This is a genomic window from Bilophila sp. T19-St14 (assembly GCF_059728385.1).
In genome coordinates this window covers 347933-360416 of record NZ_BAAGFT010000002.1, presented here as the reverse complement: position 1 = coordinate 360416, position 12484 = coordinate 347933, and the positions used below count along the sequence as shown (strand labels likewise).

The following is a 12484-nucleotide window of genomic DNA, read 5'->3' as shown; positions in this document are numbered from 1 at the left end:
GGAAAGCTGTTACCTGAGCACGGGAACACTGCGTTTTCGATTCCGCTGTGGCACAGAAAAATAGTGCGAATATGAGGGCAACTATAACGCCTTTTTTATATAGCTTCATGGTTTTCAGTTATCAGAAAATGCATAAAAAGTGAAATAGACTGAAATTACTTACAAAAATGATGAAATGAAAGGAAGGCAAGGGGGTGGAGACATGACAAACCCCTTGGAAGAAATTATGATTTGCGATGAAGAAGGGCAGTGGCGGGGGAGCTGTGAACTCCCCCACCGGCTCGGCGGCGAGACGCCGAACCACGGCCCCACATGATGGTAGGAACATCATGCAGAGTATCCGTCTTGCCGCTGAGAAGTACGCTGGCGGCGTTGGGATTGCCACTTATAAGGAATCCCTGTCTGCAATGGATAAGCGGTTTGATGAAAACCGCACCCGTATCAGCAACCTTGAAAAGGTCGTGGCTGAAGGCGCTGTTAGAGAAACCGAACCGCACGGTGAACTGTGCAACCTTTATACATACCTGAACGGTCATTTCGTGCCCGGTAAGCTGGTGATGCCCGCTGACGCGATTTGTCCCGAACAGATGCCACGTTATAACTCGTGGACGGCACCCACCGGAACGGCTCCGCTGCGGCTTCCGCGTCGAAGTAATCCCAACACCGGGGGAGGACGCTCCCCCGGTTATTATGGAGAACAACGGGCATGAAAATGTCGCCGGGTAATATCCCCGCGCTCATAGGCGCGGTTGTTCCAAAAGCAAACGGCTTGCAAAAAGTAATGTCGTATCTTGCCGTACCCGTGATCGGGGCGCAGGCACAGCAGATGTTTACTCAATACAAGCCAGCACTGTCAGCCCTCGGCGCTTTGACCGATGGCGGCATGATTGACCTTGATGTCTTGCACCCGCGTCTGAAGGACGCCGCACATAAGGCGGGCAAGGTTCCGAATAACCCCGTGGTAGTGCATCCATAAGTGCAAATGGGCGCCGGAGCATAGAGAGGAGATCAGGGTTGTGGTAAAAAAGTCGGATTGAAGGCACAAAAAAATCCCCCTCCCGGCGCGAACCTGGAGGGGGATCTAAGACACATATTCTGACACATATTTGTGTCCGTTTTTGCCACATTTTGACACATCTGCTGAGGTGTAAATTCAATTATTTAACCGTATTAAACAATTACCTAATCCCTGATTTCGGGATAGGGCGGCGTTTGTATCGGGACGGCTTCCTCATGGAGGGGAAACCGGAGAGAGGCTTAATGGTGTACGGTCGAGTCAGGTTCTTTGAGCATGTCAACCATGCCAAAGCGGAATTGGCTCACGGCGGAGGCACAGTCGTTTTCAAGCCTTTGGATATTCTTGTCCGCTCCGGCCTTGAAGCCTTCACGGTAGGCGCTGGTCATCAGATGGATAAAAATGTCGAGATCAAGTACAATAGATTCTTTTTTGTCTTTCATCGTCACATCCTGGTTGGTATGTATGGTATGGGCATACTGTAAGTGCGAAAGAGGGCCCGTCCATTATATTTCATCAAGATAATCAATAAGATATGGAATATAGAATATTCCGTCCGCGCTGGAGGCCGCATTGAGCCTGCATGGGCTGCGGGGGAATGTTCTTCCTCAGGGCATGGCGGCCTGATCGTTTCCTTCCGTTGCTTGAAGGGGAGGCCGTTCGGATGGGTTGGGGGAACCCCACGCAATGGCTGCTTCATCTAGTACGATGTACCGCACGACGCTATGATAAAAAGGGTTTTTGGGCAAAAAAATGCGGAATATGCCGCTTCTGAAATAAAATTTTTGGCTGTGTTTAAGTTTGTGGTTGATACAAGATTCCAACTGGAAAGGAAGAGTTCTTTGGAAATGATTTGGAGGTCTCGCAACAATTCTTCAAAACTGGATTTCATGTAATGAACAAAAAATGAGAGAGGCCCACATCACCAGACGTGGAACGAGCTTTTATCTATTGATTTTCATTGAAAAAATCATCAACCGTAAAATTGAACACAGCCAAATTTTTTTCTTTTCATAAGAAAAACGCGGTACAGTTTTCCAGACGGCGAGCTTTGGGCCGTGTCGTCAATTAGATATAATATACTGAAATCATTAAACTATTTTTAGGCTATAAAAGGATTGTTTTAAATAATTTCAAATGATTACATATAAAATGACGACACGGCCTAGGGGCTCTCGTTGCGCTGTCGGAGGATGTGGTTGCTTTATCTCTACAGTGACGTTCTTACGCAATGTCGCCGGATCGATGTCGATATGCACGATTCGCGCGTTGGGAGCAAACTGGGGCAATTTACCCGTAACGCGGTCATCAAAACGGGCTCCAACAGCCAAAATGACGTCGGCCTGAGTCACGGCACGGTTTCATGGTGAAAATACTGACGTTTTCTCCAGTTTTCCGCCGATGTGTTCCATGGTTGGAGCTTTTTATTGGTTATTCCTTTGGATTTTCAACAAATAAGGCATCAACCATTTCCTATGGTACAGCCTTCGGAAAAGTTTATTTCGTGTCTCAATTAGATATAATATAGTGAAATTATTCAACTATTTTCAATTTATAAAAGATTGTTTTGAATAATTTCAAATAGTTGTATGTAAAATAACGACACGATCTAGTGCCTCTATCTTCGGGTTTTCCGCTACGGCGGGGGAGTTTCTTGCAAGGGGATGACGGAGGATGCCGGTGGGGAAGCGGGGGACGGCTGCATCCAAAGCCGCCTGTCTGGAGGCCGGTGCAGGCTTTTTCCGTCTATAGTGTGCCAATCCGTATCTAAGGAGGAATACCAATACAGAGTACATGGGTTCACTTTATCTCGCTATATAGAATATACTTTTTATTGATATGGCGCATGTATTCGTGGGGATATGATGGAATGCGGGCATGGCCGCTGTGGGGCAGGCAGGCCGCCGCGCTGTTCGGAGAACGGAAATTTCCGGCCTTTTGGGATAGGGAACATGAAACGCATACTGGGGATACTGGCGGCCAGCGCTTTTAGGGGAGTGGCAGGGGCCAGCGCCGTAGATTTCCGGTTTCAGGGCGGACGCCAGACCGTTTTCCTCAGCAGGGCATGTGTCATTGGAAAAAACGGGAAGCGCGCTGAAGCGGCATCCGCAGACAGGTTCCCTACACGGCGGCGTTTCCAGTTGCGGATGGGGGCAGCTCCGAACGCCGCCCTTATCTTTAGGCTGTGTTATAGAAAATGGCTGATGCTTTTTCCTTGAAACTCCAAAAGGATAACCGGAAAAATGTCTTAACCGTGGATCCAGCCAAGGGGAAAAAGTCGGTATTTCCACCGTGCTGTGGAGATGAAACAACCACATATACAGAGCCTATCTTTAGGCTCCATAAGCTTGGCATAAACATCAAGGCTTATTTCAAGGCGGGGGACTGCCCCACGGAGCCGCCGCTGCATGGTTCTATGGCGCTGGCCGCAGTATGATACTCATTGCAAGTGAAGGCCCTCCTTCTACAATCTTCTGAAAAGACACGATTGTCCAAGGAGGCTCCATGCGTTTCCTCAGCTCTCGAACGCTCAGGTACTTCGGCCAGCGGGCCAAGGAACTGGCCCACAATTTCGAGAACGCCCACCATCCCTATGAAGAGCGGCAGGGCGGCCGTTCGTGGGAAGACTACTACCGGCGGCGCTGGCAGCACGATAAGGTGGTGCGTTCCACTCACGGGGTCAACTGTACGGGGTCCTGTTCTTTCGATGTGTTCGTCAAGGACGGGATCATCGTATGGGAGGCCCAGAAGACCGATTACCCCACGCCTCACCCGGATTTCCCCGACTACGAGCCTCGCGGCTGTCCCCGCGGCGTCTCGGCCTCGTGGTACGTCTACAGCCCTCTGCGCGTAAAGTATCCCTATATCCGCGGCAAACTGCTCGAAATGTGGAAAGCCGCGAAACAAGCCGCCAACAACGATCCCGTCGCCGCATGGGAGGCCATCCAGTCCGATCCGGCCAAGCGCAGGGCTTATCAGCAGGCGCGGGGGAAGGGCGGCTTTGTCCGCTTCTCGTGGGATGAGGCGTCCGAAATCATCGCCGCGTCGCTCATCTCCACCATCAAGAAGCACGGCCCGGATCGCATTTTCGGCTTTACGCCGCTGCCCGCCATGTCCTTGGCCAGCTTCGCATCCGGGGCGCGGTTCCTGTCCATGCTCGGCGCGAGCATGATCAGCTTTTACGACTGGTACTGCGACCTTCCCCCGGCATCCCCGCAGATTTGGGGCGAACAGACCGACGTGCCGGAAAGCGCGGACTGGTACAACGCGGGCTACATCATCTCGTGGGGCTCCAACCTGCCTCAGACCCGCACTCCGGACGCCCACTTTTATGTCGAAGCCCGGTATCGGGGCACTAAAATCGCCGCGATTTCCCCGGACTACGCCGACTTCACCAAGTTCGCCGACCATTGGCTGCCCGTGCGCGCGGGCACGGACGGCGCGCTTGCCATGGCAATGGATCACGTCGTCCTGAAAGAATGGTATCTCGACCGCCGCGTGCCGTATTTTGAGGATTACGCCAAGCGCTTTACGGATCTGCCGTTCCTGCTGTTCCTCGACGAAGAGGAGCGGGACGGCGAAACCGTGCTTGCGCCGGGCCGCTGCGTACGCGCTTCGGATCTGGGGCTCGGCGGCAACAACCCGGAATGGAAATTCGTGATCCACGACCGCACCCGCAAGGGCCCGGCCGTGCCCAACGGCTCCATCGGGTCCCGTTACGGTGAGGAGGGGACGTGGAACCTTGAGATGCGCGACTGCTACGACCGCGCCGCGCTCGATCCGGCCCTCAGTTATGCGGATCTCGACGATGGTACGGAATGGCGCCTTGCCGTGTTCCCCGTCTTTTTTGAAGGCCGTCCGTCCCTGCGCAGGGGGGCCGTCCCGGTGCGCCGCCTGAGCGTCACCGGCGCGGACGGCAAACGGCAGGAACGCCTCGCCACCACGGTGTTCGACATCCTTGCGGCAAGCCTTGCCATCGATCGCGGGCACGGCGGGGATGTGGCGTCCGGTTACGAAGACGCTAGGGCCTACGCCACTCCCGCGTGGCAGGAGGCGATCACCGGCGTCCCCGCCGAGGATATGATCCGCGTGGCGCGGGAATTCGCGGACAACGCCGAACGCACGGGCGGGCGCTCGATGATCATCATGGGCGCGGGCGTCAACCACTGGTACAACAACGACGTGACCTATCGGGCCATGATTTCCCTGACCACGCTCTGCGGCTGTCAGGGCGTATCCGGAGGGGGCTGGGCGCATTACGTGGGGCAGGAGAAGGTGCGCCCGCTGGCGGGTTGGACTGCCGTGACCGTGGGCAGCGACTGGATGGGCCCGCCGCGCCTGCACAACGGCACCTCGTTCTATTATTTCGCGCTCGACTCGTGGCGTCACGAGCTTCTCAGCATGGACAAGCTCACGCCGCCCGACCGCAAGGGAAGCCTCCCCGATCACCCGGCGGACTGCAACGCCCTTGCCGTCCGGCTCGGCTGGCTGCCGTTCTACCCGCAGTTCAAGGAAAACTCCCTCGAAACCTGCGAAAAGGCGATCAAGGCCGGAGCGGTTTCCAACGAGGAGATCGTGGCCCATGCCCTCGAACGCCTCAAGTCCGGGGATCTCGAACTGTCCGTGGACGCGCCCGACGATCCCGCCAACGTGCCCCGCATCATGGTCTTTTGGCGCGCCAATCCGCTTGGCTCCAACGTCAAGGGGCATGAATACTTTCTCAAATATCTGCTCGGCACCGAAAGTTCCTTCCTCGGCGGGGAGGCCCGGCAGCCCGAAACCATCCGCGCCACGCCTGAGCCGGATTCCCCGGAAGGCGTGGGCGGCGGCAAGCTGGATCTCATGGTGACGTCCGAAATCCGCATGAGCACGACATGCGTGTATTCCGACATCGTGCTCCCGGCGGCGCACTGGTACGAATACCATGACCTGTCCTCGACGGACATGCACCCGTTCATCCATCCCTTCAATCCGGCGACCGACCCCGCGTGGGAAGCCCGGACCAACTGGGATCAGTTCAAGGCCATAGCCCAGAAATTCTCTGAATTGGCGGGCAGGCATCTCGGCGTCCGCAAGGACATGGTGGCGACGGCGCTCCTGCACGACACCCCCGGCGAGATAGGCCAGCCTTTCGGTGAGGTTCGCGACTGGCGCAGGGGCGACGCGGAACCCGTGCCCGGCAAGAGCATGTTCAACCTCAAGGTCGTGGAGCGGCCCTATCCCGACATCTACAAGATGTACTCCGCGCTCGGCCCCAACGTCGCCAAGCCCGGCGGCGTGGGCGCGAAGGGCGTGTCGTGGTCGTGCGCGCCGGAATACGAACAGCTCAAGGCGCGCCTCGGCGTGGTTTCCGAGCCGGGCGTCAGCGAAGGTATGCCCCGCATCGACAATGCCAAGGACGCCTGTGAAATCATGCTGGCCCTGTCCCCGGAAAGCAACGGCGACGTGGGGGTGCGCTCGTGGGCCGGGCTGGAGAAGCAGACCGGTTTCAAGCTCAACGACCTCTCCCGCCCGGTGCAGGATCAGCATCTGACCTTTGAGGGCATCACGGCCCGGCCCACAAAGGGCTTCACCAGCCCGAACTGGAGCGGCATTGAAGTCCACGGACGCACGTACGCGCCTTTCGAGCTGAACGTGCGGCGGCTGGTGCCGTTCCACACGCTCACGGGGCGCCAGCACTTCTACATGGATCACGAATGGATGCGCTGTCTTGGCGAAGCCCTGCCCGTGTACCGCCCGCCCCTGTCCCTCGCGGCCATCGGCGAGATCTCCGGCCCGCGCATCCCGCGGACGGACAAGGATCTGGTGCTCAACTTCCTGTCGCCGCACAGCAAGTGGTCGATCCATTCCTCCTATTCGGACAACCATATCATGCGCGAACTGTCCCGCGGCGGTGGGGAGATCTGGCTGAACAACGACGATGCGGCCTCCGCAGGCATTGCCGACAACGACTGGCTGGAGTGTTTCAACGCGAACGGCGTGTTCATGGGCCGCGCGGTGGTGAGCCATCGCATACCGCACGGCAAGACGTACATCCATCATGCGCAGGAGCGTACCGTCAACGTGCCGCTTTCGCCGCTTTCCGGCACGCGCGGCGGCACGCACAACAGCCTCACCCGGCCTCTCGTCAAGCCGACCCAGATGATCGGCGGGTACGGGCAGCTTTCCTATTTCTTCAACTATTATGGCCCGACCGGCTGTCAGCGCGACGAGTTCGTCGTGGTGCGGAAGGTGCAGGGGGATGTGAGGTTTTGAAGGCTGGGGAGGGGAGAGGGAACCCTTCTGGAAGGGCCGCGTTGCCATCGATGGGCGTAAGGCTCGAAGGCTCGCCTAACGGGCACAGCCCCAAGGGGCCGCCCGTTGGGCCGTCCCCTCCCCAAACCCCGCCCCTCTCCCTCCTGAGGCTTTTGTGTTTGGCTCCGTCACAGCATGCGGTTGTTTCATCGTTACAATACAATGAAAATACAGCATGTTATCCAGTTTTCCCCTTGGCGGAATCATGGCTAAGGCCTTTTGCCGGTTATGTCTTTAGGACTTCAAAAAGGCTGTGTCATAGAAAATGGTTGATGCTTTTTTCCTTGAAGTTCCACAGGGATAATCGACAAAATGCCTTAGCCCTGTATTCCGCCAAGAGAAAAAACGAAGAGAAAAGGCTGTATTTTCACCGTGCTATTGAGATGAAGCAACCACATATTATGACAGAGCCTTCAAAAAAAGCATCAGCCATTTTCTATAATCAGTCCTGTGGGTAATCCCTGTACGGGGAGTGCGGGAATGTTTGGGGCAGGAAGAACGGGGAAGTGGTTTCCGGCGGTGAAGCTGGAAAGGGATCAAGATGGAAAACTGCATCGGCAATATGCGGAAAGGCGTTTTTCCGAAGACATGGATCAACAAGCGGACGGTGGCGGGAAAGGCTCGGTGTATCCTCCCTTCAAGCAGGAATTCTTTTAGATATTAATATATTATCCTTGGATGGATGGCGTATCCTCCCTGCCATCCGGAAACCTTTGGGAGGCTGGGAAGGGCTTTCTGAAGCTCTGAAAAAAAGCCTCCTCCCGGCGTTTTCTCCTCTTAAAAGGATGTGCGTATGAATATCAAGGTGCAAATGGGCATGGTGCTGAATCTGGACAAGTGCCTCGCGTGCCACACGTGCAGCATCCCGTGCAAGAACGCGTGGACTACGGCCCCCGGCACGGAATATATGTGGTTCAACAATGTGGAAACCAAGCCCGGCGTGGGCTATCCCAAAGAATGGGAAAATCAGGATCGCTACAAGGGCGGTTGGGAAATCAGGGACGGCAAGCTCCATCTGCGGGCGGGCGGCAAGGCAGGCAAGCTGGCAAATATTTTTGCGAACCCGGATCTGCCGGGCCTCGGCGATTACTATGAGCCGTGGAAATACGATTATGAACGGCTGACGGACAGCCCGGCTTCGCGGCACCAGCCCGTGGCCCGTCCCCATTCGGCGGTTACGGGAAAGGCGTTCAGCCCGCAGTGGGGCAGCAATTGGGAGGACGACCTCGGCGGCGCGCCCGTCACGGGGCTTTCCGACCGCAACTTCGCGGGGCTCGAAGCCAAGGCGTATCTTGATTTCAAGAACGTGTTCATGATGCACCTGCCGCGCCTGTGCGAACACTGTCTGAATCCCGCGTGCGTGGCGTCCTGTCCGTCCGGGGCCATGTACAAGCGCGACGAAGACGGGATCGTGCTGGTGGATCAATCCCGTTGCCGCGGGTGGCGCTACTGCGTATCGGGGTGCCCGTACAAGAAGGTGTACTTCAACTGGAAGACGCACCGTTCGGAAAAGTGCCTGTTCTGCTATCCGCGTATTGAAGCGGGCGAGCCGACCTTGTGCGCGCATAGCTGCGTGGGCCGCATCCGGTACGTGGGCGTCATGCTGTATGATGCCGACCGGGTGCGTGAGGCGGCCTCGCACCCCCAGCCGCAGGGGTTGTATCAGTCGCAGCTTGAAGTGTTCCTCAATCCCAATGATCCCGCCGTCTGCCGTGAGGCCGGACGCAAGGGCATTTCATGGCATGTCATGGAAGCGGCCCGCCGTTCCCCCGTCCGCAAGCTGGTGGCGGATTGGAAGCTGGCCCTGCCGCTGCATCCCGAATTCCGCACCTTGCCGATGGTGTGGTACGTGCCGCCGACCAGCCCGCTCGTTTCGGGAGGCGTTGAAGACGCCAAGGGGCTTGACCGGATGCGGATCCCCGTCCGTTACCTCGCCAACCTGCTGGCGGCCGGCGACGAGGGGCCGGTACGCTCGGCGCTTTCCCGCCTGCTCGCCATGCGTCGCCACATGCGGGACGGACAATTCCGGTCAACAGCTTCCGCGCCGTTCCCGTCCCTGCGGGTGCATCCCGACACGTCGGGAGCGTTGGCCGATGCCGGCCTGACGCCTGAGCAGGCTGCCGAGATGTATCATCTTCTTGCCATCGCCCGCTATGAGGATCGGTTTGTGGTTCCGACCTCTGGCCGTGAAAACCACGACGATGTCTGGGCCATGAAGGGTTCGGAAGGGCTGGCGCAGGGTGAAATGGAGGAAAGGCCATGAACGGTTCCGATCGTCAGCTTCTGCTCGCCGTGTCGGGGCTGCTGCATTACCCCGATGACGATTTTTTCGTTCAGGCGCGCTCAATCGAGGAACTGTGCGGTCTGCTGTCCGTGGTTCGGGCGTACCCGCTGCGGGAATTCATCCGGTCGGCCCGCTCGAAAGGGCTTTCCAGCCTACGCGAGGAGCACGTCGCCATTTTCGATATGGACGGCAAGTGCAGCCTGTCCCTTGCATGGCATCGGTATGGGGACGATCCCCGGCTTGGGCGCGCTCTGGCGGGCCTGAACGAGCTGTACCGGGACGCCGGATTTGAGCCCGTGCGGGGTATATTGCCCGATTACCTGCCGTTGGTGCTCGAATTCCTTTCCGCCGCCCCGGACTGGGCGCGGCTGGTGTTCCTCGACGGTTTCGGCAAGGAGCTCCTCGGCGTCTATGCCGCGCTCGAAGCCCGGTACCCCGGCAGTTCCTATCTCTCGCTGTTCCGGCCAATCGTTGCGGTTCTCGGCCTCGTCCCGGATCAACGCCTTCCCGCGAAGCGGTTGGGGCAAGTTCAGGTGGGGGAGAGGATATTGGGGAAAGGGGGAAAATGTTTTTGAGCGTAGGGAGCGCCCGTGCGGTTTCCCTCTTTCTTTCCAAAATTTCCGGCTGATGGGGCATTGCGGGGGGCGTTCCGGTTGCAGCCGTTTCACCATATCCCACAATATCTTGATATGGATAAGGTTTACAGGGCCGATTTCCCATCGGGAGGAAAGCATTCCCTCCGGGCCTGTATGGGCGATACGGTATAGTACGAATAATCTACGGGATCATTAGAATTCCCTCCGGGCCCGTATGGGCGATGCTCCATACGCCGGGAGGCATCCTTAAAGGAGGTCATATGCGCTTTTTCTTTGCGTACTATCCATACATCTGCATAACATTGCTGCTGGCGGGGCTGGCATTCCGGTACGTGACGGCGCCGGGCGGCTGGAACGCGCGTTCCAGCGAGATTTTTGAAAAGACGTGGCTGCGCCGGGGATCAATCATATTCCACTATGCGATCATCTTGTCTTTCTTTGGGCATATTGTGGGCCTGCTCACGCCCGACAGCGTAATGCACGCCCTGCGGATTTCCATGGAAGCCCATACCGTGGTTGCCGTGGGCATGGGCATGATTCTGGCCCCGCTGGTTGTGGCTGGCCTCGGCATCCTGCTGTGGCGGAGGATCACGGACGAGCATGTCCGGGCCACAACCGTTCCTATGGACGTGCTGGTGGTGCTGCTCATTCTGGTCAACGGCTGTACGGGATTGTATCAGGCGTATGTGGCGCACTTTCCGGTATTTGTGACCGTTGGCCCGTGGCTGAGGGGCCTTGTCGCCTTCCGGCCCGAAGCGGTTCTGATGGAATCGGTGCCGCTGTTCCTGCAAATCCATGTGGTGAGCGCGTTTACGCTGTTCGCGCTGATGCCGTTCAGCAGATTGGTGCATATCTTCAGCGTGCCGGTCACATACGTGCTGCGTCCGTTCCAGATCTATCGGAGGCGGTATGCCGGACTCTAAAAACACTGTCGGCGGGCGTTTTTTGACCATGCTGGAAGCGCAGGCCCCCGCCAACTTCGCAATGGTCATGTCCACGGGCATCGTATCCGTGGCCCTGCACCTGCTGGATTATCCCATCGGCGCACGCCTGCTGTTTTGGCTTAATGCGGCGCTGTGCGTGGGGCTGGCGGGCCTGTACATCATCCGGCTGTTCGTGTTCCCGAAACGGTTCATCCAAGATTTCAGGAGCCACGGCGCGGGGCCGGGCTTCCTGACGGTGGTGGCGGGCATATGTATTCTGGGCAACCAGTTTGTGCTGCTCGGCAAAGATCCGGCTTTGGGCGAGGCGCTGTTCTGGATAGGGAGCGGCCTGTGGATCGTGATTCTGTGGGGCGTATTCTACTTCGTGTTCTCCGACGAACCCAAGCCGCCGCTGGAAAAAGGCATTAACGGCGCGTGGCTGGTCGCCACCGTGAGCACGCAGGCCATAGTGATCCTCGGCTGCATCCTCATCGATCATATGCCGTGGGACAAGGAAATCGCCTTTTTTGCGTTCACGGCGCTGTTCCTGCTTGGATTCATGCTGTATTTGTTTGTAATAACAATGATATTTTATCGTTTCGCATTCAAGGATCTGAAACCGGCGCAGCTCAGCCCGACCTACTGGATCAATGCCGGGGCCGTGGCGATTACGACGCTGGCGGGCGCGGAACTGTTGTCGCATCCGGGCGCATCGCCGCTGTTGATGGAGCTTTTCCCGTTCATCAAAGGGCTGACGCTCATGGCATGGGCCACGGCGACATTCTGGATTCCGATGCTCTTTCTGCTCTGGTTCTGGCGGCACGGCGTGAAGCGATACCCGGCGGCTTATGCCCCGGAATACTGGGGCATGGTGTTCCCGTTGGGGATGTACACGGCATGTACGGCGATGCTGGCGAGGTCCCTGAATCTGGAATTCCTGTTGCCGTTGCCGGAAGCGTTCGTGTACGTGGCGCTGGCTGCGTGGGCGGCGGTTTTTTGCGGCATGGTCATCACAAGGCTGGCAATGCTCCTGAGGGGGGATTGCCCGACGGCGTAACCCCAATGGGGGGGCTGCCGAACCAAACGCTGTTTTTCCTTTCCATAAAAGAAAGGCAGCCTGTCGAAGCAGCCTTTGGGGATTGGCTTTAGCCCGCTGAGGGCACGAATCCTTGAAGCAATCCCCCGGCTTAGCCGGGGGCTCCTGAAGTTTGGCAACTTCCTAGGTCATGTCGTCAATTGGATATAATCTGTTGAAATTATATAACTATTTTAATCCGTGAAAAGATTGTTTTCAATTATTTAAAATAGTTATATGTAAGATAACGACATAATTTGAATTTCAGATAGTTGAAATGTGGCTTCCAGTGCAAAA

Annotated in this window: 9 protein-coding genes and 1 pseudogene; 8 read left to right on the top strand and 2 right to left on the bottom strand. The window is 57.1% G+C overall.

Annotation, left to right across the window (positions count from 1 at the left end; genetic code table 11):
• Window positions 1–329: 329 nt before the first annotated feature.
• Together AC6I1V_RS15995 and AC6I1V_RS15990 are read left to right on the top strand one after the other, a co-directional pair.
• Window positions 330–710, top strand: coding sequence for a hypothetical protein (locus AC6I1V_RS15995; protein ID WP_497737225.1), 381 nt, complete (start codon window positions 330–332; stop codon window positions 708–710).
• Entirely contained in the window at window positions 707–976 is a 270-nt protein-coding gene (locus AC6I1V_RS15990) for a hypothetical protein (RefSeq protein WP_497737224.1), read from the top strand. The genes AC6I1V_RS15995 and AC6I1V_RS15990 overlap by 4 nt, the downstream gene beginning before the upstream one ends.
• 281 nt (window positions 977–1257) lie before the next feature.
• On the opposite strand, the gene AC6I1V_RS15985 is transcribed toward AC6I1V_RS15990, so the two are convergent.
• The gene (locus tag AC6I1V_RS15985) at window positions 1258–1458 is read right to left on the bottom strand and encodes a hypothetical protein (protein WP_308770568.1); all 201 of its coding nucleotides are present in this window, start codon (window positions 1456–1458) and stop codon (window positions 1258–1260) included.
• A gap of 762 nt (window positions 1459–2220) precedes the next feature.
• A pseudogene (locus AC6I1V_RS15980) lies at window positions 2221–2376 on the bottom strand (hypothetical protein); the annotation flags it as partial.
• A gap of 1144 nt (window positions 2377–3520) precedes the next feature.
• On the opposite strand from AC6I1V_RS15980, the gene AC6I1V_RS15975 reads away from it, so the two are divergent.
• The 6 genes from AC6I1V_RS15975 (at window position 3521) to AC6I1V_RS15950 (ending at window position 12169) form a co-directional block, all read left to right on the top strand.
• Complete coding sequence (locus tag AC6I1V_RS15975; RefSeq protein WP_497737223.1) at window positions 3521–7270, top strand: nitrate reductase subunit alpha; 3750 nt, start codon at window positions 3521–3523, stop codon at window positions 7268–7270.
• A 519-nt stretch (window positions 7271–7789) separates the two neighbouring features.
• The gene (locus tag AC6I1V_RS15970) at window positions 7790–7966 is read left to right on the top strand and encodes a hypothetical protein (protein WP_479859244.1); all 177 of its coding nucleotides are present in this window, start codon (window positions 7790–7792) and stop codon (window positions 7964–7966) included.
• A 136-nt stretch (window positions 7967–8102) separates the two neighbouring features.
• A complete protein-coding gene (gene narH / locus AC6I1V_RS15965; RefSeq protein WP_486854781.1) occupies window positions 8103–9572 on the top strand; it encodes a nitrate reductase subunit beta in 1470 nt (489 codons plus the stop codon).
• On the top strand, window positions 9569–10168 hold the full coding sequence (narJ, locus tag AC6I1V_RS15960) for a nitrate reductase molybdenum cofactor assembly chaperone (protein ID WP_486854780.1): 600 nt from the start codon (window positions 9569–9571) through the stop codon (window positions 10166–10168). The genes narH and narJ overlap by 4 nt, the downstream gene beginning before the upstream one ends.
• A 281-nt stretch (window positions 10169–10449) precedes the next feature.
• Complete coding sequence (gene narI, locus AC6I1V_RS15955) at window positions 10450–11112, top strand: respiratory nitrate reductase subunit gamma (RefSeq protein ID WP_486854779.1); 663 nt, start codon at window positions 10450–10452, stop codon at window positions 11110–11112.
• Window positions 11099–12169, top strand: coding sequence for a tellurite resistance/C4-dicarboxylate transporter family protein (locus AC6I1V_RS15950; protein ID WP_486854778.1), 1071 nt, complete (start codon window positions 11099–11101; stop codon window positions 12167–12169). The genes narI and AC6I1V_RS15950 overlap by 14 nt, the downstream gene beginning before the upstream one ends.
• Window positions 12170–12484: the final 315 nt, after the last annotated feature.